15 protein-coding genes and 1 pseudogene are annotated in these 21,215 nt (G+C 68.9%); 3 read left to right on the top strand and 13 right to left on the bottom strand.

Features of this window, described 5'->3' with window-relative positions:
• The 4 genes from AB0K00_RS56535 to AB0K00_RS56520 all read right to left on the bottom strand — a co-directional run.
• Nucleotides 1-923 (bottom strand): non-reducing end alpha-L-arabinofuranosidase family hydrolase (locus AB0K00_RS56535; protein WP_363539782.1); only part of this gene is annotated, 923 nt, incomplete at its 3' end.
• A gap of 119 nt (nt 924-1,042) precedes the next feature.
• On the bottom strand, nt 1,043-2,473 hold the full coding sequence (locus tag AB0K00_RS56530) for an endo-1,4-beta-xylanase (protein ID WP_363539780.1): 1,431 nt from the start codon (nt 2,471-2,473) through the stop codon (nt 1,043-1,045).
• Nucleotides 2,474-2,537: 64 nt separating this feature from the next.
• The gene (locus AB0K00_RS56525; RefSeq protein WP_363539776.1) at nt 2,538-4,640 is read right to left on the bottom strand and encodes a family 43 glycosylhydrolase; all 2,103 of its coding nucleotides are present in this window, start codon (nt 4,638-4,640) and stop codon (nt 2,538-2,540) included.
• Nucleotides 4,641-5,051: 411 nt separating this feature from the next.
• Complete coding sequence (locus AB0K00_RS56520) at nt 5,052-5,213, bottom strand: hypothetical protein (RefSeq protein ID WP_363539774.1); 162 nt, start codon at nt 5,211-5,213, stop codon at nt 5,052-5,054.
• Between the two features lie 235 nt (nt 5,214-5,448).
• Here AB0K00_RS56520 and AB0K00_RS56515 point away from each other — a divergent pair, with 235 nt between their 5' ends.
• Nucleotides 5,449-6,720, top strand: a complete 1,272-nt coding sequence (locus AB0K00_RS56515) for an ROK family transcriptional regulator (RefSeq protein ID WP_363539773.1) — start codon at nt 5,449-5,451, stop codon at nt 6,718-6,720.
• 50 nt (nt 6,721-6,770) lie between these two features.
• Here AB0K00_RS56515 and AB0K00_RS56510 read toward each other — a convergent pair whose 3' ends face one another.
• From AB0K00_RS56510 to AB0K00_RS56485, 6 genes are all read right to left on the bottom strand, one after another.
• Nucleotides 6,771-7,541, bottom strand: coding sequence for a FadR/GntR family transcriptional regulator (locus tag AB0K00_RS56510; RefSeq protein WP_363539772.1), 771 nt, complete (start codon nt 7,539-7,541; stop codon nt 6,771-6,773).
• A 118-nt stretch (nt 7,542-7,659) separates the two neighbouring features.
• Nucleotides 7,660-8,004, bottom strand: coding sequence for an L-rhamnose mutarotase (locus AB0K00_RS56505; RefSeq protein WP_363539770.1), 345 nt, complete (start codon nt 8,002-8,004; stop codon nt 7,660-7,662).
• A gap of 29 nt (nt 8,005-8,033) precedes the next feature.
• A complete protein-coding gene (locus AB0K00_RS56500; protein ID WP_363539768.1) occupies nt 8,034-9,218 on the bottom strand; it encodes a mandelate racemase/muconate lactonizing enzyme family protein in 1,185 nt (394 codons plus the stop codon).
• A 28-nt stretch (nt 9,219-9,246) separates the two neighbouring features.
• Nucleotides 9,247-10,167: a carbohydrate ABC transporter permease gene (locus AB0K00_RS56495; protein WP_363539766.1), complete on the bottom strand. Its 921-nt coding sequence runs from the start codon at nt 10,165-10,167 to the stop codon at nt 9,247-9,249.
• A 54-nt stretch (nt 10,168-10,221) separates the two neighbouring features.
• Nucleotides 10,222-11,130, bottom strand: coding sequence for a sugar ABC transporter permease (locus AB0K00_RS56490; RefSeq protein WP_363539764.1), 909 nt, complete (start codon nt 11,128-11,130; stop codon nt 10,222-10,224).
• A 2-nt stretch (nt 11,131-11,132) separates the two neighbouring features.
• On the bottom strand, nt 11,133-12,488 hold the full coding sequence (locus tag AB0K00_RS56485) for an extracellular solute-binding protein (RefSeq protein WP_363539762.1): 1,356 nt from the start codon (nt 12,486-12,488) through the stop codon (nt 11,133-11,135).
• Nucleotides 12,489-12,666: 178 nt separating this feature from the next.
• On the opposite strand from AB0K00_RS56485, the gene AB0K00_RS56480 reads away from it, so the two are divergent.
• Nucleotides 12,667-13,437 carry a FadR/GntR family transcriptional regulator gene (locus AB0K00_RS56480; RefSeq protein WP_363539760.1) on the top strand — a complete coding sequence of 257 codons (771 nt, stop codon included), beginning with the start codon at nt 12,667-12,669 and terminating at the stop codon, nt 13,435-13,437.
• Between the two features lie 82 nt (nt 13,438-13,519).
• Here AB0K00_RS56480 and AB0K00_RS56475 read toward each other — a convergent pair whose 3' ends face one another.
• The 3 genes from AB0K00_RS56475 to AB0K00_RS56465 form a co-directional block, all read right to left on the bottom strand.
• On the bottom strand, nt 13,520-15,934 hold the full coding sequence (locus AB0K00_RS56475; RefSeq protein WP_363539758.1) for an RICIN domain-containing protein: 2,415 nt from the start codon (nt 15,932-15,934) through the stop codon (nt 13,520-13,522).
• A 108-nt stretch (nt 15,935-16,042) separates the two neighbouring features.
• Nucleotides 16,043-17,740, bottom strand: a complete 1,698-nt coding sequence (locus AB0K00_RS56470; protein WP_363539756.1) for a ThuA domain-containing protein — start codon at nt 17,738-17,740, stop codon at nt 16,043-16,045.
• A gap of 66 nt (nt 17,741-17,806) precedes the next feature.
• Entirely contained in the window at nt 17,807-20,602 is a 2,796-nt protein-coding gene (locus AB0K00_RS56465; RefSeq protein ID WP_363539778.1) for a PQQ-dependent sugar dehydrogenase, read from the bottom strand.
• A 425-nt stretch (nt 20,603-21,027) separates the two neighbouring features.
• On the opposite strand from AB0K00_RS56465, the pseudogene AB0K00_RS56460 reads away from it, so the two are divergent.
• Nucleotides 21,028-21,215 (top strand): annotated as a pseudogene (locus tag AB0K00_RS56460) (alpha-L-arabinofuranosidase); the annotation flags it as partial.

Here is a 21,215-nt window from a genome sequence, read left to right as displayed (position 1 = left end):
CCGTCACCGATGATCGTCTGGTCGATCGGTCCGGTGCCGGACCCGGAGATGCTGCCGGAGAACAGCGTCTGCGCCGAGGACCAGCCGTTGGCGTTGGTGGGGTCGCTGGAGGTGCGGTAGTTGAACGCCGAGCCGCCCCACTGGTAGGTCAGCACCCAGATGTTCTTCGGGGCGAAGTAGAACAGGGTGGGTGCGACGGCACCGAAGTTCATGCCGTTCTGGCTGGCCGAGCCCATGTCGGACCAGTTGGTGAACAGGCCGAAGTTCATCGACCCCCACGTCGAGCCGGTGTCGTGCGTCGTGGCGTAGACGAGGTGCCGGCCGTTGTAGACGACGTTGGTGAAGTCCTTCAGCGAGACCCACCCGGACTTCGGGTTGGCCAGGGAACCGGTCGACGACCACCGGTAGGACGACGGCAGCGTGCAGCCGGAACCGGTGGTGGTGCCCGGCGTGGTCGGGGTGGTGCCACCGAGGCGGACGAGCTGCCACTGCTGGTTGTTGCCGCCCCAGTCGGCGTACTGCACGATGTTGCCGCCGTCGGCCGTGGAAGCGCCCTGGACTTCGAGGGCCTTGCCGCTGTTGCGGTTGATCAGCCGCACGTAGCCGCCGGACGAGTCCGCCAGGCGCCACTGCTGGTTGGTGCCGTTGAGGTCGGCCCACTGCACGACGGACGCGCTGTCGGCGGTGGAGAAGTTGTACACGTCCAGGACCTTCGAGGACAGCTTCGACTTGAGCCGGTAGTAGCCGCCGCCGGAGTCCACGAACTGCCACTGCTGGTTGTTGGCGTCACTGCGGGCCCACTGGGTGATGCGCGCGCCGTCGTTGGTGGCGAAGTTGTACACGTCCAGGGCCTTGCCGCTGTTGCGGTTGACGAGGACATAGGTCGCGCTGGTGTCCACCGTGGCCGCCGAGGCGGTCGACATGTTGAGGACGGTCACGCCCGCGCCGGCCAATACGGTCGCCACCGCGGCAACGGCGATGCCGAGCCGCCGACGTGTTCGTTGCGTGTTCATTCGGGGTGTGCTCCTTCGAGGGGTGTCTATCAGATGCGGACGAGCTGCCACTGCTGGTTGTTGCCGCCCCAGTCGGCGTACTGCACGATGTTTCCGCCGTCGGCCGTGGAAGCGCCCTGGACCTCCAGGGCCTTGCCGCTGTTGCGGTTGATCAGCCGCACGTAGCCGCCGGAGTCCGCGAGCCGCCACTGCTGGTTGGTGCCGTTGAGGTCGGTCCACTGCACGACGGTGCCGCCGTCGGCGGTGGAGAAGCCGGAGACGTCCAGGACCTTCCCGGAATGCCGCGACCTGAGCCGGTAGTAGCCGCCGCCGGAGTCCACGAACTGCCACTGCTGGTTGTTCGCGCTGGTCCGCGTCCACTGCGTGATGCGCCCGCCGTCGTTGGTGGCGAAGTTGTACACGTCGACGGCCTTGCCGCTGTTGCGGTTCACCAGGACGTACCAGGCGCTGGTGTCGACGCCGCCCGAGGAGCCGGTCGGGCCGGGGTTGGAGCCGGCGTTGAGGGCGTTGAGGGTCGAGGTGTAGGCGGCCTTCTTCGCGCCGGAGGCGTTGAACAGCAACGGGTTCTCGCCGGTACGCCACGAGTCGCTGTCGCGGATGCCCCACACCGTGATGCCGGTGCAGCGGGACACGGCCAGGCAGGCGTTCACCACGTTGGCGTACGCCTGCGCCTGGTTGCTGCCGGAGATGTCGAGCTCGGTGATCTGCACGTCCACGCCGAGGTCGGCGAAGCGCTGCAGGTTGGCCTGGTAGTCCCCGGACGGCAGACCACCCAGGTGCGACTGGAAGCCGACGCAGTCGATCGGCACGCCACGGGACTTGAAGTCCCGCACCATGTTGTAGATGCCGGTGCTCTTGGCGTTGATCCCGTCGGTGTTGTAGTCGTTGTAGCAGAGCTTCGCGCCCGGGTCCGCGGCCCGCGCGGTGCGGAACGCGACCTCGATCCAGTCGTTGCCGGTGCGCTGCAGGTTCGAGTCACGACGCCCGCCGCTGCCACCGTCGGCGAACGCCTCGTTCACCACGTCCCAGGCGTAGATCTTGCCCTTGAAGTGCGTCGCGACCTGGGTGATGTGGTTGACCATCGCGCTGCGCAAGGCGCTGCCGGACATTCCCTGCGCCCAGCCCGGCTGCTGCGAGTGCCAGGCGAGGGTGTGGCCGCGGAGCTTGTGCCCGTTCGCCTGCGCGTGGGCGACGATCCGGTCCGCTCCGGTGTAGGAGAACCGGCCCTGGGACGGCTCGGTGGCGTCCCACTTCATCTCGTTCTCGGGGGTGATCGCGTTGAACTCACGGTTGAGGATGCTGGTGTACGTGCCGTCGCCGAGCTTGCCGGCGGAAACGGCCGCACCGAAGTAGCGGCCCTTCTCAGCGGCGGAGGCGCCGAGGGTGGTACCGGCGCTGGCGGAGCCGGTGAAGAACAGGGCCGCGCCGGCGGCGATCAGCCCGGCGGTCAGCAGCGGCAGGAACACTCGCAGTCTGCGCCGGCGTTTCGGATCGTTCACGATGACGGTGCCTTTCGGGTGAGGGTCAGGGCGTGGTCTGGTCGAAGCGCCGGACGGTGACGGTGCCGCCGAGCGCCTTGGTGGCGTAGTTGAAGACGCCGTAGCGGTAGCCCATGAAGAACTGCCAGGCGTTGTTGAGCGTCAGCGCGTTGCCGAGGGCCGTGAAGTTCGTGCCGTCGGTGCTGTAGGAGAAGCGCGCCTGCCGGCCTGAGCCCGGTCTGATGTCGGCGGTCGCCCGCAGCCAGATCCGGCCGCCGGAGACATTCGCGCCGGCGATCTCGGTGCCGGTGCTCGTGGTGCCCCAGCTGCTGTTCATGGTCAGCCCGTTGGTCATGACGACTCTGGTCGTGCTGCCGTCGCGCCTGACGCCGATCCAGGCGGACGAGTCGCGGAGCATGGCGAGGCCGGCCCGGTCGCCGTCGGCCATCGTGGAGTAGTCCAGTTCGATCGTCGCGGTGGACGTCGGGCCCTGGATGCGGTGGGTGAGCGTGTTGCGCGCCGAGTACAGGTCGCTGGTCACGGTCGCGGTCTGCAGCCGCAGCCCGCTGCCGGTGGAGAACTTCGATGTGTCGGGGTTGTGGTTCCACTCCCACTGCGGCCCGAGGGCCGTGCCGGTGAACGTGTCGGCGCCGATCATCGGCTTGACCGTCTTCGACGTGGTGATGTTCGGGTTGGGATACGTGGCGCCCCAGCCGCCGTTGACGGTCTGCACGCTCGGCCAGCCGTCCGCGCTCCAGCTGATCGGGGCCAGCGCGGGGACGCGGCCGCCCGGGTACGCGTCGACGAAGGACATGTAGTACCAGTCGCCGTTCTGCGTCTGGACGAGACCACCCTGGTGCGGGGTGCCGCCGCCGGAGATCGGGCTGGGCATGTTGAGCAGGACCTGGCGCATCTCGTACGGGCCCCAAGGGCTGCTGGACTTGAGGATGTACTGGCCGTTGGCCGGCCGGGTCACGAAGATGTAGTAGCTGCCGTTGCGCTTGTAGAACCGCGACCCTTCGAGGGTGCCGACGCTCGACGGTGTGGTGAACACCTGCTGGGCGCGGACCTGGCTGAGCCCGTCGGCGGACAGCTGGGCGACGCTCAGGGTGCTGTTGCCGTAGGCCACGTACATCGTGTCGTCGTCGTCGATGAGCAGCCCGGCGTCGTAGTAGCAGTTGCCGATCTGCGACCGCTTCTGCCAGGTGCCGTCCACTGTGGACGACGTGTACACGTAGGTGCGGTTGAACTCGACGCAGCCGAGCCAGTAGTACGTGCTGTTGCTCTTGCGGTAGTTCAGCGTCGACGCCCAGATGCCCTTGACGTATGCCCGCCCGCCACTGAGGTCATAGTTGCTCGAGCCGAAGTCCAGTCTCGGCACCGAGTGCCCGGCGTACTCCCAGTGCACCAGGTCGTAGGAGCGCAGGATCGGCGCGCCCGGCGAGTAGTGCATGGTGGACGCCGAGTAGTAGTAGGCGTCGCCGACCCGGATGATGTCGCCGTCGGCGAAGTCCTGCCACACCACCGGGTTGTTGTACGACCCGGACCCGGTCGGCGGGTTCGACGTCGGGGTGGTCGTACCGACCCGGACGAGCTGCCACTGCTGGTTGGTGCCGCCCCAGTCGGCGTACTGCACGATGTTGCCGCCGTCGGCCGTGGAAGCGCCCTGTACCTCCAGGGCCTTGCCACTGTTGCGGTTGAGCAGGCGCACGTAGCCGTCGGCGGAGTCGGCGAGCCGCCACTGCTGGTTGGTGCCGTTGAGGTCGGCCCATTGCACGACGGTGCCGCCGTCGGCGGTGGAGAAGCCGGAGACGTCCAGGACCTTCCCGGAGTGCTTCGACTTCAGCCGGTAGTAGCCGCCGCCGGAGTCCACGAACTGCCACTGCTGGTTCGCGCCGTCGCCACGCGTCCACTGGGTGATCCGTCCACCGTCGTTCGTGGCGAAGTTGTACACGTCGACGGCCTTGCCGCTGTTGCGGTTGACCAGGACGTACCAGGCGCTGGTGTCGACCGTCGCCGCCGACGCGGTGGTCATGTTCACCGCGACGACCGCACCGCCGACCAGCGCGGTCACGACCGCCGCGATGATGCCCGATCGCCAACCGTGCCGCCGCTTCCGGGCCGGCCGGGCCTGAGTGGGGGCCTCCATGGGTTCTCCTTCAGTCGAGAGCCGCACTGCCGGCGGCCGGGGCGAGGCGGACGCGCCGATCCGGCCCACGCGGGGACGGCGTGTGCGGGTGGCGACGGCCCGGCTCAGTCCTTCTGGCGGGTTGGACCGTGAAATATTCTTGTTAACGCTCACATCAGGCATCTGACGAGGCGCCGTGCAGGTCTCCGATGGCGGGTGGACAGCTTGCAAGCGGGGGCGGGAGCGCTCACATCTAGGCCGCGAGATTGCCAGAACCACGGCAAACATTCAAGTGGAACGTGATACCCGATTTGACCCGCAGCACCGGATGCGCCGCTTTCCCGGGCCCATCACACGAATTTGCGCACCTCATCGCGTATTCATCCGGCGGCCGAGCGGCCGCGGCCTGCCGCTCCTATCCGTACGAAATTTTCACAGATGATTGACTGCGACTTTTCCAGAGGCCCGCCGATAACAGTTTCTTCGGGCCGGATCGAACTTGCCTGACGACGCACCGATCACGGGCTCACCGGGCGCATCGCCGCTGCTCATGACCAGCGCCGCGGCCGTCATGCCGACGACGATACGGGTCACCGAACACATTTTCGTTATTCGCCGCTCGGCGCCGGAGTCGTCACCACCGCTGCTTCGGCAACGGTGCGGACGCCAACATGCGGGGCGTTGGATCCCTTGACTCGATCCTGTGTTTCGCGCACATTGGAGACCCGTGACACGCCAATCCCGACCGACTATTTGGCCGTCGCCGCCGCATCGCCGAAATGACCATGCCGATCGGTTGACGGCGCTTCTTCTGGAAAGTGCGGTGATGATGAGCAAGGACCGAGCCGGCGCGGGCTCCGCCACGGAGCCGACCGACCAGCTCGCCATGCGTCGCGCCAACCTCACCCGGGCCCTGCGATACATCCGCGCCAACGGTCCGCGCTCCCGCGCCGCGATCGCCGCCGCGACCGGCCTGCACAAGACCACGGTGTCCAGCCTCGTCGACGAGCTGTCCGCCCGCCGCCTGGTCCGCGACACCGGCCTCGAATACTCCGGCGCCGCCGGACGCCCCGGTCGCGGTGTGGCGCTGAGCCCGGACGTCGGAGCCGTCGGCATCGAGATCAACGTCGACTACGTGGCGGTGCACGGCAGCGACCTCACCGGGCGCACCGTCATTCAGAAGCGGGTCGGTTTCAACGCCATGCGCGGCGACGTCGAGCGGTGCCTCGACGACCTCACCGCCGTGGCCCGGCGGTCCCTGACGGCGCTGGCCCGCCGCGGGGTGACCCCGATCGGCCTCACCGTCGGGGTGCCGGGCCTGGTGGACACCGCGCGCGGGGTCGTCGTGCTGGCACCGAACCTTGGCTGGCACGACGTGCCGGTCGTCGCGCGGCTTGCCCGCAGTCTCGCACCCGACCTCTGGATCGGCGTGGACAACGACGCCAACCTGGCCGCCCTCGCCGAACACGCCGGGGGCGTCGCCGCCGGCACCGACGACCTCGTGTACCTCACCGGCGAGGTCGGCGTCGGCGGCGGCGTCATCCTCGGCGGCCGGCTCCTGCGCGGCGCGGACGGGTTCTCCGGCGAGATCGGCCACCTGCCCGTGGATCCCGGCGGCGCCCGGTGCGGTTGCGGCCAGGTCGGCTGCTGGGAGACGAAGGTCGGCCTCGCCGAGCTGGTCCGCCGGGCCACCCCGGACGCCGCCTACGACCTCGACCAGGACCCGGTGCCGGACCCGGAGGAACGCGTCCGCGAGGTCGCCCGGCGCATCGCCGCCGGTGACCGGGCCTCGCTCGCCGCCGTCGCCGAGATCGGCAGGTGGCTCGGACACGGCGGTGCCGTCCTGGTCAACCTGTTCAACCCGCGGGTGATCGTCCTCGGTGGCTACTTCGCCGAGCTCGCCGACCATCTCATCCCGGCCGCGCAGGCCGGGCTCGCCGGTCTCGCCGTGGCCTCGACCGCACGCCGCTGCCACTTCGTCGCGTCGCACTTCGGTTTCACCGCCGCGGCGCGCGGCGGTGCCGGTGTCGTGGTCGATCGCATGATCGAGGATCCGACCGGGTTCCCGCTCCCCCGGCCCCGCACGCTGGCGGCGGTATGAGCGAACCGCATGGTGCGCCCACCGCGGCCCTCGCCGACGTCGAGGTGCCGCTACCGGCGCAGCCGGTCGGGGTCCGCGGATCCGCTGCGCCGCACCAGCCAGGCGTCGGTGATGTGCGCGAACATCGCCGTCGCCGCGCCCTCGGCGTCGTGTGCGGCGATGCGCTCGGCGATGCGCCGGTGCCCGCGGTTGGACGCCTCCCGCAGCGCGCGTTCGGTTCTGCCCATGTACCGGTCGATGTTGACGACCTGGTTCTGCAGCGACCGCACCACGGCACGGGCGATCCGGTTTCCGGACGCCTGCATGATGACATCATGAAAGGCGGCGTCGTGCTTGTGGAACGCGTCGGGGTCCTCGACGACCTCGTCCATGAGCTCCACCATCGCGAGCATCCGCTCGACCGCCGGCGGATCGGCCAGCCGGGCGGCGACGTTCGCCATGTCCGACTCCAGGACCCTGCGGGTCGCGACCACGTCGTCGAGCACCGCCAGGTCCTCGTCCACGGCGATGGCCGCGGCCAGGACCAGCTCGTCCAGCAGGTCCCACATCGCCGGCGGGTTCACGACCGTGCCGCTGCCCTGCCGGACCTGCACCAGCCCCTTCTCCTGAAGGATCTTCACGCTCTCCCGAACGACGGTCCGGCTGACGGAATACGTCTCGCACAACACGGGCTCAGGAGGCAACGCGCTGCCAGGCTCATAGGCCCCGCGGACGATGCGGTCCACCAGCTCAGCGGTGAGCGCCTTCGCGAGGCTGGCAGGTCCCCGGACCCAGCCAGGAGGCGGTGAACCGCCCACGGTCGAATGCTGTGATGCCGTCATGTGCCCTCCGCCGACCCGCCGCGGCCAGGTGCTGCGGGTCGGCGGAGAGTCTACCGAGCGACGCGCGCCGGTGTGACGACCCGTTCACCCCAGGGGCGGGACCGCGGAGCCCGCCCGCTCACGACAGGTGCCAGATCTCGTCGAGCGGCTGCCACAGGGCGCCGGGGACCCGTTCCTCCACGATGCGCACCTGGCACGGGTCGGTGTGCGTCCACCACTCGCGCGTCACCGGATCCTCGGCGATCCGGCCCAGGTCAGCCGCGTGATCGTCGCCGACGTACTCGTAGTAGGCGAACAGCGTGTCACCGACGATGAAGATCGAGTAGTTGGTGATGTTCGCGTCGCGGAGGGTCTGCTCGACCTGCGGCCACACGGCGCGGTGCAGGCGCAGGTATTCCTCCCGCAGCTCCGGGCGAACGCCGACGATCAGGGCGTGCCGTTCGACCCGTGGATGCTGGCTCACGTCGTTACCTCCGCTGCGTTCCGGAACGCTCATGATCCCACCCGGTCCGCCGCCACGCCGAGCCGCTCCTCGTGGCGGGCGTCGGGGATGAGCCGCAGCCCGGCACGGGACGGCCGCACGTGCGGTCCGGCGACCGCGACCAGCGGGTTCGCGACCTGCAGGGCGGTGATCTGCGCCTCGTCGACGCGGATGCCGAGGCCCGGCTCGTCGCCGAGCACGATGCCGCCGTCCTGGTACTCCTGGTCGACGGTGAGGCCGATCGGCGACGAGACGTCCTGCACCTCGAAGGCCAGATGGTTCGGCACGGCGGCGGCGGCGTGCGCGGACGGGTTGGCGTGGTACGCCACCGCGCTGACGGGCAGGTCGTGTCCGTGCGCCAGGGCGGCCACCCGCAGGAAGTGGGTGATGCCCCAGACGTTGCCGACCTGGACGATGTCGACGGCGTCGGCGTCCAGCAGCGGCCGGTACTGCTCCAGGCCGGTGAGGTTCTCCCCCGTGGCGACCGCGGCCCGGACGCCGCGACGGACCGCGGCGAGCCCGGCGGTGTCCCAGCGACGGACGGGCTCCTCGACCCAGGTGAGGTCGACGCCGCGTTCCAGCGCCGTCACGAACCGTACTGCCTGCGTCCGGTTCCACGACTCGTTGGCGTCGAACATCAGGGCCGGCTGCGCCGAGTTGCGCCGCAGCACGTCCCGCAGCGCCTCCAGCCGGCGCAGGTCACGCTGGACGTCATGGCCGCCCTTGAGTTTGGCGGCGCTGAAGCCCCGGTCCGCGAAGCCCTCGTACAGGCGCACCAGGGCGTCGTCGTCCAGGGCGATGTCCAGCCCGGACGCGTACCCGGGCACGAACCGGTCCAGCGCGCCGAGCGTGCGCCAGAGGGGCTCACCGGCGGCCTTCGCCTTGAGGTCCCACAGCGCCATGTCGATGGCGCCGATGGCGCCGAACGTCGCGCCCGCGTGCCCGGTCTTGAACACCCAGTCCAGCATCCGGTCGTACAGCGCCGACACGGCCCGCGGGTCTTCGCCCTCGACGGCGCCGAAGACCCGGCCGATGTCGCCGTGCGGGCCGACACCGACGCCTTCCAGGCCGCCGTCGGTCTCCAGGATCAGCACGTGGACGTCGGTGCGGGGCTCGGCCATCACCCCGTTGGCGTCGCCGATCAGCCGCCCCCAGTCGTGCTTGGTCGTCAGGCTGCGGTATCCGGTGACTTTCACAGGTGCTCCTTTGCGGCGTGGTTCGGGTTCACTCCTTGGTGCCTCCCGCCGTCATGCCCGCGACCAGGAAACGCTGCGCGAACACGAAGACGATCAGCACCGGCAGCACGGAGACGACGGTCGCCAGGGCGAGCGTCGGCAGCTGCACCGACTGGGTTCCGGCCGAGCTCGGGTTGAACGCCGGGGTTGAGGCGAGCAGCGACGTGAGACCGACCTGGACCGGGTAGCCGTCGCTGGACGGCAGCATCACGAAGGGCAGGAAGAAGTTGTTCCAGTTCTGCACGAAGCTGAAGAACGCGACGAGGGCGACGATCGGCGTGGCCAGCGGCAGCGCGACCTTCGTGAAGACCTCGAGCTCGGTACATCCGTCGATGCGGGCCGCGGCGAGCAGGTCCCTCGGGACGCTCGTGGAGAAGTAGATGTAGGTGAGGTACACGCCGAACGGGAAGAACGACATGGGCAGGATCACCGACAGCGGGCTGCCGATCAGCCCCACCACGTTGAGCTCGAGGAAGATCGGTAGCACCAGCGCGGTGTTCGGGATGAGCATGACGATCAGCGTCAGGACGAGCAGCGACCGGCGGAACCGGAAGTCCGTCATCGCCATCGCGTAGCCCGCCGGGATGCTCGCGATGAGCGTGATCACCAGCGCACCGACCGCGTAGAGCGCGGAGTTGCCCACCCAGGCGGTCACCGCACCGTCCTGGAAGCTGAACAGCTGCCGCCAGTTGGTCGCCAGGTCGCCCGGCGTGCCGGGCAGGAACGGATGGCCGACGATGAGTTCGTGCGCCGACTTCGTCGTGGCCAGCAGCAGCCAGACGATCGGGATGACGAAGAACAGCACGAAGACGGTGATCACGACCGTGACGAGCGTGCGGCCGGCCCAGCCGCTGGCACCGGCCCGGTCGGCCCCGGAACGCCCGGCCGGCTGGCCGGCCGGGCGTCCCACCGGGCGTCCGGCCGGCCCCCGGTGGTGGCGCCGAGTGTCAGCTGTCGCCATGGCTCAGTCCCTTTCGAACAGGCCACCGCGCGTCACGAAGACGGCCGACAGCGCGAGGGCGATGACCAGCAGCAGCAACGAGATGGCGGCGGCTGCGTTGAAGTCGTTCTGCTGGAACGCGTACAGGTACGCGAGCTGGTTGAGGGAGTAGTCGTTGGGCACGATCGCGTTGCTGGCCTGCGAGAGCAGCTGCGGTTCGACGAACAGCTGCGTGCCGGCGGCCAGCGACATGATGCCCATGTATGAGATCCACTTGCGCAGCAGCGGCAGTTGGATGCGCCAGGCGATCTGCACCGGACCGGCGCCGTCGATGCGTGCCGCCTCGATCACGTCGGCGCTGATGTTGTTGAGTGCGCCGTACATGATGACGATCCAGCCGCCCGCGCCGGTCCAGAACGCGATGATGGCGAAGATGGGCGGCAGGTGCCCGGGCGCGATGACCTGGTTGAAGCTCGCGAACCCGAACAGCCGCAGCAGCCCGGCGATCGGGCTGGCGGTCGGATCGAGCACGAACAGCCACAGCAGCACACTGGACGCGCCCGCGATCGCCCCCGGCAGGTAGAAGATCAGCCGCAGCGTGCGGCTCAGCCAGCGGACGCCGATCGCGTGCACCACGATGGCGAGGAAGGTCACCAGCACCACCAGGGACAGCAGCCAGATCACCAGGTACAAGGCGACGTGCTCGACAGCGGGCAGGAAGCGGAAGTCGCCGAGGACCTTGGTGAAGTTGCCGATCCCGGCGAACGTGCCGTCGCCGTTGGTGAACGCCAGGTACACCGCGTAGAGGGCCGGCAGGATGCCGAAGGCGATCGCCAGCACGGCGTAGAGCGCGACGAAGGTGTAGCTGGTCGCGCTGCGCGACGGTGCGGGACGAGGCCGCCCACCCGCTTGGCGGGCGGCCTCACGTGCCATGGTCATGTGACCGTGTAGCCGTCGACCTGGGCCTGGTTCTTGATCGCGGTCTGCCATTCGGGCAGCAGACCGACCAGGCTCTTGCCGGCGACGATCCCGGGGGTGACGGTCTTCGCCCAGATCGCCTCCTGGCTGAAGATCCCCGAGCCCCAGCCGCTCCAGATCTGCGTTCCGGCCTTGATCATCGGCTGGAGGTCGGTGGCGTAGTAGCCGCTCGACTCCTGCTTCTTGATCCACTTCTCGGCGGCGGGCGCGTACGCGGGGTACCCCGGGGCGAGGTTCACCTGGTAGTCGTCGGCCTGGGTGACGAACTCGGCGAACTTCTGGGCCGCCTTGAGGTTCTTCGAATGGCTGCTGATGAACCAGGTGCCGCCGCCGACGTTGCCGGTCGCCGGCTCCTCACCCTTCCACGCCAGCGGTGCGGCGACGCCGAGCTGGCCCTTCGGGACGTTGAGCGATTGCGGGTTGTTGAAGATGGCGCCCGCGTACCACGCCGGGCCCGGCATCAGCAGCACCTTGTTCGCGTAGTTCTTGACGAACTCGGGCGAGAAGACGCTCACGGTCGGCACCGTGCCGTTCTTGATCAGGGTGTCGAGCATGGACGCGACGCGCTTGCACTCCGTGGTGCCGGTGTTGACCGTCACCGACTTGGGGCCAGTGATGCCGTTCGCCTGGCACTTGCTGCTCCAGAAGTAGATCTCCGGCGTGAACGCGTCGCCCGCGGCGCCCACGATGTAGCCGGGGTGCTCGCGGCCCACCTTCTCGCCGAGCGCCTGGTAGTCCTCCCAGGTGGTCGGCACGGTGTAGCCGAACTGGTCCAGCAGGGCCTTGTTGTGCCAGAGCACCACCTGGGCGAGGTCGTTGCGCAGGCAGTACACCTTGCCCTCGACGGTGCACGGGTTCAGGGCGCCGGCGGTGTACTTGTCCAGCGACTCCTTGGCCACCAGGCTCTGGTTGAGCACGGCGGCGAAGGCCTGCTTGCCGTTGCTCTGCTGGCTCGCCCAGGCCGCGTCGTTGTTCTGGGTCGAGAAGACCACGTCCGGCCACCCGCTGCCGGCCCGGTCGAACAACTGCATCTTCGTGCGGAACGAGTTGGAGCCGTTCGCCGATCCGTCGTAGGTGACGGCCTCCAGCTGCACGTCGGGGTTCGCCTTCTTGAACGCGTCGACCGCGCCCGACCGGTCGGCGTCGACCCAGACCGTGATCTTCGCCTTGTCGTCCTGGGCGACCTGTGGGAAACCGTAGGAACCGGAGGATGAACTGCCGTTGTTGCCGCAAGCGGAGACGGTGAGGGTGACGGCTACCGCCGCAACACCGGCCCATCGCCGCAGGTGTCCGTGCCGTGGCTTTCCGACCATATTCGTGTCCCTTGTGTCGAAGAGTGTGACGATCGCCGGTTCATCGGCACGAAATATAAGGGCATACGTATGACGTCTGCAAGACCTAGGCAACATTCGTATTACGTCTGACGTAATTAGTCCCGTATGCTTGGTCACGTCGCGACGCCAGCTCAGGGCGTGGGATCCGGGAGGCGTCATGACGGGACCGCAGGTGGCCGCGGCAGGCGCCGTGGTGCCACCGCCATGGGCACGGCGACCCACGAACCTCGCCAGGGCCATCACCGCCGAACTGGTCAGCCGTATCGTCCGCGGACTGCACCGGCCGGGGACGCCCCTGCCGCCGGAGCCCGCGCTGTGCGAGACGTTCTCGGTGAGCCGGACCGTGGTCCGCGAGGCGGTGAAGCTGTTGCAGGAGAAGGGGCTGGTGCAGGTCCGTCAGGGCAGCGGCACCATCGTCACCCCGCCGACCACCTGGAACATGCTCGACGAGCTCGTGCTCGCCGCGACCATCGCCGAAGACGACACCCTCGCCTTCCTCGACGACCTCGTCGTCACCCGGCGCCTGTTGGAGTCCGACATGGCCAACGTCGCCGCCCGCATGGCCGACGCGGACACGGTCGAGCGGCTCGGTGCGCTCGTGGACCGCATGGATGAGCTCGTCCATGACCACGTCACGTATGAGGAGCACGACCGCGCCTTCCACGACACCGTCATGCGCGCATCCGGCAATCGCATCGCCCGCGGCGTGGTCAAGTCGCTGGAGAGCCAGGTGATCCACACCGCGCGGTACGTGGGCCGCACCGAACGGGCGCTCTGCGTGGCGTCCAATCTGGGTCATCGGCGCGTCTACGAACGCATCGCCGCGCACGACCCGGACGGCGCCGCCGAGGCGATGTTCGCGCACATCACCGACGCCTGGCTGGTGCGCCGCGGCGGGCCGGGCGACGCACTGCGGCTGCAACGCTAGCCCCCGCGACCGGACGTGCCGGTGGCCGGCCGTCGTTTCGACGGCCGACCACCGCAGCTCCCGCGTCACCGGAGGTCAACGCTCAGGACCCGACCCTCGTCCACTGCTGGTTGGTGGCGCCGAGACAGTCCCAGATCTGGACCTTCGTGCCGTTGGCGGTGCCGAAGGCGCTGACGTCCAGGCACTTGTTCGCCCCGACAGCGGTGACGCTGCCGTTGCTGTTCAGCCGGAACTGCTGGTTGGTCTGCCCGTTGCAGTCCCAGATGTCCACCGCGGTGCCGTTGGCGGTGCCACGGCCGAGCACGTCGAGACACTTGCTGCCGTTGTACAGACGCAGCTCCCCGGCCGCGGTCAGGGTGAACTGCTGGTTCGCGCCGCCGTGGCAGTCCCAGATGGTCGCCAGCGCCCCGTTCACCTGGGAGGCACCGGCGATGTCGAGGCACCGGTTCGACGCCTGGCCGCGCAGCGCGAACGTGCCCGTCGGTTGCTGTGTGGACTGCACGCCGGCCGCGGCCATGACCGCCCGGGCCCCGCTCGGCCAGTTGCCGCCGGTCACGACGACCGTTCCCGTGTTGACGTTGCCCCTGGTGCCGTTGGTCACGTTGCTGCCGTTGTTGGTGGTCCAGTTGTTGGTCAGGGTCAGGTTGCCGGTGTTGTTGTTTGCCCACTCCTGCGTGTAGGCCCAGGTGCCGGTGTTGTCGAAGACATTGTTCGCGGCGGACACGTACCGCGAGCCCTCGTCGAAGTACAGGCCGAGCCAGCCGTTGCTGTTGCGGAAGTAGTTCTCGTTGACAGTCGTGCCGGGACTCGCCGAGAGGTGGTAGAACGCACCCGCGTCGGTCATCTGCTGCACCACGTCGTGGACGTAGTTGGCCGTGACGCGGTTGTTCGCCGCGACGGTGGCGGTGGTGTACCGCGGCTGGTAGTTGTAGAGGCCACGGTCGATGTAGTCCTGGCTGCCACCCGCGTCGTTGGCGCCCCAGCCGTAGCCCAGGGCGATCCCGGAGTACGGCAGGTTGTACAGCTCGTTGTGCGCCATCGTCGAGCTGGCCGTGTAGGTCATGAGCAGTCCGACGTGGCTGCGGTACTCGGTCGCCACGTCGTGGATGACGTTGTTGCTGACGTTGATGTTGCTGTTCGTCATCCGGCTGTCGCTGGGGTGGTGCGCGTCGGCCTGGACGCCGCCGACGATGACCGCCCCGGCGGACATGTACTCGAACGTGTTGCCGGTCACCGTGACGTCGCGGGCGCCGAGACCGACGCCGGTGCCGTTCGCGTTGGCGTCGTTACCGATGCCGAGGCCGACCTGGCCGAGGTTGGTGTACCGGTTGTTGGTGAAGGAGATGGTGTTGGCCGCCGACACCTGCACCGCGGCCGGCATCTGCCGCCAGCCGGGACGGGTCGCCTCGAAGAGCTGGCAGCCGGACTGGCACGAGGAGAGCGCGTCGGAGGGCCGGTTCCAGCTGCCGTACATGTACGCGCCGGTCTGCTGGTCGGCGTAGCCCTGGTTGCTGCTGGGCTGCAGCCAGCTGGTGTTGGAGAACTGCAGGCCCGCGAAGGACAGGTGGTGGGCCGGCGTCGCGTAGGTGCCGCCGATGCGCAGCAGCGACTCGAGTCGCGGCAATTGCACGTCGGCGGTGGCCATGTTCTGCCCGGAGAGCGGCTTGTAGTACAGCGCACCGGCGGCCGTGTCGAGGTACCACTCCCCGGCGGCGTCCAGGAACTCACGGGCGTTCACCAGATACATCGGCCCGCCGCGGAACGGCCTGGTGAGCGTGTCGTAGCCCCAGGTGTTGTTGTTCCACGCGGGCTGCTGCATCGTGAGCGTGTTGTTGCCGATCGTCTGCACCGGCACGTAGCGGTCGGTGAACGAGTTGATCGACTCGACCTCGACGCGGCTCTTGTTGGCCAGGTTGTTCAGGTAGGACAGCGCCCCGTTGGTGAAGCTGAGCCCGGTCGTCGACGCGGTGAAGTCCGCGCGGTTGACCTGGGTGCGGGCCCTGGTGGCGATGCGGCCGTCGACGTAGAGCTGGCGGGTGTCGAAGCCGGTGCCGACGTTGGCCCGCCAGACGTTCTGCGCGGAGTCCGCGAGGGTCCATCCGGTGACCTTCTGCGCTCCGGAGATGATCGGGCGGGTGCCGGCCGCCGCCTGCCACAGCACGGTGTAGCCGTTGGCGCCGGAGTCGGCGGCGGTGAACGTCAGCGGCGCGCTGAGTTGGTACGTGCCGCCGGCGAGCTGCACGACGACGTCGCCGGTCATGCTCGGCGCGATCGTCCGGACGCTCGCCTGTGCCTGGGACAGCGAGCACGGCTGGGCGGAGGTGCAGGCGGTGCCGGAGCCGGTCGGCGCGGCGTAGAGCGTCTGCATGACGGCGGCCGTCGCCGGCGGCGGCAGGACCGCGACGCCACCGGCGATGAGGACCGCGGCAGCGGCCCTGGTGACCGAGCGGAACCTGCCCGGTGGCCGCGGTGCGGGGTTGGCGGATCTCGAGGGCACGAGGTGCTCCTTCGGTGGGGTGTGATCGTGCGATGTGGGTGTCAGGGCGCCGCACCCTGACACCGTCAGCTCATCATAGGTATGACGTCTTATCAATAAGGCGATCCGTTACGGCAGCGTCCATTTCTGGTTGGCCGCACCCGAGATGCAGGTCCACAGGTGCACGGCCGTGCCGTCGGCGGAGTTGTTGCCGGACACGTCCAGGCACTTGCCGGACTGCGGGTTGCGCAGCGTGCCGTCCGACTGCGCCGACCAGCTCTGGTTGCCGCCCCCGTTGCACGTCCACAACTGCACCTTCGTGCCGTTCGCGGTGCCGCCGCCGTTGACGTCGAGGCACTTGCCGAACGCCTGCAGCGTCTGACCGGAGCGCGTCCAGGTCTGCGCCGCGTTGCCCAGACACGAGTACAGCTGGATCTGGGTGCCGTTGGCGGAGCTCGCACCGCGCACGTCCAGGCACTTCCCCGCCAGCCCCTTGACCGGGCCGACACCGGAGGGCTGAGTGCCCGAGTCCTTGATCCGGATGTTGCGGAACGCGACCGTGTCCCCGCTGCCGTGGTTCTGGATGCCGATGTACCCGTCGAGGTTGCGGTTAGGATCGGTGTTGGTGAAGTCGTTGATCAGCACGCCGTTGAGATAGACGCGGATCCGCTGGCCCTCGACCAGCACCTCGAAGGTGTTCCACTCCCCCGGCGGGTTCAGCGCCGCGTCCCGGGCGGCGATGTCGGCGGACTTGACCGCGTAGATCGAGCCGGTGGTGCGGTCCGAGCTGTCGGTGGCGTCGATCTGGACCTCGTATCCCTGGTTCATCGCGACGTTCGGGTCGTTGCCGGGGTTGGGGAACCCGACCTGGACGCCGGAGTTGCTGTCCCCGGTCATCCTCCAGTCCGCCTTCAGCGAGTAGGACGTGTACTGCCTGGCGTTGTACCAGAGCAGACCCAGTCCGCCCGTCGAGGTGAGGGTGGCGTCGGAGTTGGTGAAGCTGCCGGGCCCAGCCTGGGACCAGCCGGTGGTCGAGCCGTTGTAGAGCGCGGTGTAGCCGGTCTCGGGCCGGCAGTCGGCGTTGGCCCGCTTGGCGGCGTACCGGATGCCACCGAGCAGCTCGGCGCGCAACGCCGTCTCCGAGTAGGACGCCTGGCTGTGCCCGAGACCCGTGTAGAACGACCGTCCACTGTCGACGGTCTTGCACCAGGTGATCGGGTGGTCGGCGCCCATCGTGCCGCCGGAGTACGACGACTCGTCCAGGGTGGCCAGGACCCGGGCGCTGGTGCGCGGGTTGCTCTGGTAGTTGTACAGCTCATCCGTGCGGGTCCAGGTCTGCGGCAGGTGCGCCGTCGCCGGGTGGGCCCGGTTCTCGACCTTCACGTTCGCCTGCTGGATCGCCGGGTGGGACGCGAAGTACGCCCCGACGAGGGTCCCGTAGAAGGACCAGCCGTACTCGGTGTCGGCCGCCGAGTGGATGCCGACGTAGCCGCCGCCCCCGCGGATGTAGGACTCGAACGCGGTCTGCTGCGTGTCGTTGAGCACGTCGCCCGTGGTGCTCAGGAACACCACGGCCTCGTACTGGGCGAGGTTCGCGCCGGTGAACGCGCCGGCGTCCTCGGTGGCGGTCACCGTGAAGGCGTTCGCCGCACCCAGGTCCCGGATCGCCTGGATGCCGGTGCCGATCGAGTCGTGCCGGAAGCCGGCGGTCTTGGAGAACACGAGGACGTCGTACGGCGCGTCGGCGGCCGCGGCCGGCAGCGATGCGGCGAGGGTGCCGGCGGCGAGGGCGAGAACAGCGCTCGCACCGGCGAGAAGTCTGCGCATGGTTCCTCCGGTTACGGAAGGTGGGAAGGGCGCCCGCGCGGGTGCGCGGGCGCCGGACTCGTCAGGTCAGGGCAGGGTCCACTTCTGGTTGGCCGCGCCCGAGATGCACGTCCACAGGTGCACGACCGTGCCGTCGGCCGAGTTGTTGCCGGACACGTCCAGGCACTTGCCGGACTGCGGGTTGCGCAGCGTGCCGTCCGACTGCGCCGACCAGCTCTGGTTCGCGCCCCCGTTGCACGTCCACAACTGCACCTTCGTGCCGTTCGCGGTGCCGCCGCCGTTGACGTCCAGGCACTTGCCGAACGCCTGCAACGCCTGGCCGGAGCGCGTCCACGTCTGCGCGGCACTCCCGGAGCACGACAGCAACTGGATCTGCGTGCCGTCGGCCGAGCTCCCGCCCCGCACGTCCAGACACTTCCCCGCCAGGCCCTTGACCGGCCCGACACCGGACGGCTGGGTGCCGGTGGAGAAGGTGAAGCTGTCCACGTCGAACAGCACACCCGTGCCGGTGCCGGCGAACGTCACGTACAGCGACGTGGTGCCGGCGGGCGGGCTGGTGATCGCCGCGGTCACCGTCGTGAACGTCTCCCACGAGCCCGTCACCGGGATCGTCGCGGAGCCGATGACCGTGCCGGTCGGCGAGCCGGTGCGGAACTGCACGGTGCCGCCGGTGCCCCCGGACGACGCCCGGACGAGGACCGAGGTCGCGTTGTTCACCTTGTACGGATCGAACTCGATCCAGTCACCGTTGTTGATGTCGCCGACGGTCTTGCCACCCTCGGCGGTCGTCTTGGTGAACGTGTTGATGCCCGAGCTGGTCTTGAAGTGCTCGGCCTGCCGGTGCCGGGGTTGCAGGATGTTCTGCGCGTGGACCGTCAGCCCGCCGTTGTCGGTGTACTGCGCGTCGAACACCGGGAAGATGTTCGCCGCGTCGTCGTGCTCACCGTCGACCGGAACGGTGATCGTGCCGGAGCACCCGGTCTGCGACGTGATCTGGTGCGCGTGCTGGTCGTGGCCGAGCACGTAGGTCATGGTGACCCTGGAGCAGTCGACCGCCCCGTCCTCGGGGTCGCTGACCGTCACGGACCACGGCACGCTGTCGCCGAAGGCCACCAGCTGCCCGGACGACGGCGTGTTGATGGTGACCGTCGGCGCGGTGTTGCCGACGCTGATCTGGACGCCGGCCGAACCGGTGGCACCCTGCGGGTCCCGCACCGTCAGCGTGGCGGTGTAGCTGCCGTTGACGGTGTAGGTCTTCGTGGGGTTCGCCGCGGTCGAGGTGGTGCCGTCACCGAACGCCCACGAGTAGGACAGCGCGCCACCCTCCGGGTCGCTGCTGCCGGCGGAGGAGAAGTTCACCGTCAGCGGTGCCGCACCCGATGTCACGCCGGCGGCGGCGACGGCGGTCGGGGCCCGGTTGTTGCCGCTGCCGACGTAGTCGAAGCGGTACAACGCGGAGTTCGCGTCGCCGTTGCCGAAGCCGGCGCCGTAGTCCAGGACGTACAGCGCGCCGTCCGGGCCGAACTGCATGTCCATGACCTGCTTGCCGACCCACGGGAAGTTGTCGATCGCGCCCCGGGACCCGTCGCTGTTGACGGTGATCGGTTTGATCCAGCCGCGGCCGAACTCGCCGGCGAAGAACATCCCGTCCAGGGTCTGCGGGAACTTCGTCGGCGACGGGTTCGCCGCGTCGTAGCGGTACACCGGACCGGCCATCGGCGACTCGGAGCCGCTGCCGAACTCGGACGGGCTGCCCGCGTCGCCGGCGTAGCGGATCCACGACGCCCGCGCCGGCGGCAGCGTCTGCTGGCCGGTGTTGCGGAACGAGTTGTTCGTCGGCCCGCCGGCGCAGTTGTACTTGGCGCCGGTGCTGTTCGTGGAGAAGTTCCACTCGTTGTAGGTCTCGGTGCTGGTGTTGGTGCCGGTGCAGTACGGCCAGCCGTAGTTGCCGGGCGACGTGATCCGGTTGAACTCGACCTGCCCGGACGGGCCCCGGGTGGCACTGGTGCTGCCCGCATCGGGACCGTAGTCGCCGACGTAGACCACCCCGGTGGCCTTGTCGACGCTCATCCGGAAGGGGTTGCGGAAGCCCATGGCGTAGATCTCGGCCCGCGTGTTCGCCGTGCCCGGCGCGAACAGGTTCCCCGACGGGATCGAGTAGGTGCCATTGGCGTTGACCTTGATCCGCAGGATCTTGCCCCGCAGGTCGTTGGTGTTGCCCGCGGACCGCTGCGCGTCATACGCCGGGTTCCGGTTCGTCCGCTCGTCCAGCGGCGAGTAACCCGCGGAGTCGAACGGGTTGGAGTCGTCACCGGTCGACAGGTACAGGTTGCCGGCCGCGTCGAAGTCGATGTCACCACCGACGTGGCAGCAGATGCCCCGGCTGGTGGGCACCTCCAGGATGTTGACCTGGCTGCTCATGTCGACGGTGAAGTTCGCGTTGAGCGTGAACCGGGACAGCCGGTTGACCCCGGTCCAGGTCGTCCAGTCCGTCCCGGTGGCCGGCGCGTCACCGCTGGGGGTGCTCAGCGGCGGCGCGTGATACAGGTAGATGTACCGGTTGGTGGCGAAGTTCGGGTCGGCCGCGACGCCCTGCAGACCCTCCTCGTCATGGGTGTAGACGGGGATGTTGCCGATCACGGTGGTGGTGCCGCTGGCGTCGGTGCGCCGCAGCGTGCCGTTGCGGGCGGTGTGCAGCACCGAGCGGTCGGGCAGCACGGAGATGGTCAGCGGCTCACCGACCTCGGCAAGCCCCTTCGCGAGGGTGACCTGCTGGAAGTCGGCCGCGTTGATGGCCGCCGCGGCCGGTGTTGCCGGCGGGATGGCGACGGCCGTGAAACTTCCACCGGCCAGCGCGAGCATCACCGCCGCTGAGACTCGTCGATACGCGGGTCGTTTTCGGTGCATGGAGAACCCTCCTGACAGTGCGGGTCAGTTGGGCGCGCGCCGCCGCGCCGGTTGCAGTGCACCGATGGGTGCCGGAGTCCCGGCTCCATCGATACATCGAAGCACGGTACAGGATTGACGACATACGTCATATGTTTGTAGCTTGGCGGAAACACCGGTCCGTCACGTTGCGGTGACCGGCGAGATTGTTCTGCGATTCCCGTTATCCACGGCACGGTCAAATGGTCGTGAGGTCTCAAACCGGGTCGCTGCTTGACGTGGCGGCCGGTTGTCGGTGACAGTCAACGACCATGCCAGGGCCCTGCGGGGCCGGATGGTGCTGGGAAGGCAGCCGGCCGTCACCGGCGGCTGGATGTTGGTTCTGTGACTGCGAAGTGACGATGCGAACTACCGGCACGAACGAAACGGACCTTGTGCTCGCGGCCCAGGCCGGGGACCGGCGGGCCATGGACGAGCTCGTCGCGGGCGGCCTCCCGCTGGCCTACACCATCGTGCGCCGCGCGCTGGACGGGCACCCCGACACCGACGACGTCGTGCAGGACACCATGCTGCGCGCCGTACGACAACT

This window comes from Dactylosporangium sp. NPDC049525, assembly GCF_040676755.1.
GTDB lineage: Bacteria > Actinomycetota > Actinomycetes > Mycobacteriales > Micromonosporaceae > Dactylosporangium.
The sequence above is the reverse complement of the archived record's forward strand: the minus strand, read 5'-3'. Positions and strand labels throughout refer to the sequence as shown.

Bases quoted from the DNA above. Each gene is read 5' to 3' on its own strand.
- AB0K00_RS56525 (WP_363539776.1), bottom strand. From the start codon at position 4,640: ATGGAGGCCCCCACTCAGGCCCGGCCGGCCCGGAAGCGGCGGCACGGT.
- AB0K00_RS56515 (WP_363539773.1), top strand. From the start codon at position 5,449: ATGAGCAAGGACCGAGCCGGCGCGGGCTCCGCCACGGAGCCGACCGAC.
- AB0K00_RS56510 (WP_363539772.1), bottom strand. From the start codon at position 7,541: ATGACGGCATCACAGCATTCGACCGTGGGCGGTTCACCGCCTCCTGGC.
- AB0K00_RS56490 (WP_363539764.1), bottom strand. From the start codon at position 11,130: ATGGCACGTGAGGCCGCCCGCCAAGCGGGTGGGCGGCCTCGTCCCGCA.
- AB0K00_RS56485 (WP_363539762.1), bottom strand. From the start codon at position 12,488: ATGGTCGGAAAGCCACGGCACGGACACCTGCGGCGATGGGCCGGTGTT.
- AB0K00_RS56480 (WP_363539760.1), top strand. From the start codon at position 12,667: ATGACGGGACCGCAGGTGGCCGCGGCAGGCGCCGTGGTGCCACCGCCA.
- AB0K00_RS56470 (WP_363539756.1), bottom strand. From the start codon at position 17,740: ATGCGCAGACTTCTCGCCGGTGCGAGCGCTGTTCTCGCCCTCGCCGCC.
- AB0K00_RS56465 (WP_363539778.1), bottom strand. From the start codon at position 20,602: ATGCTCGCGCTGGCCGGTGGAAGTTTCACGGCCGTCGCCATCCCGCCG.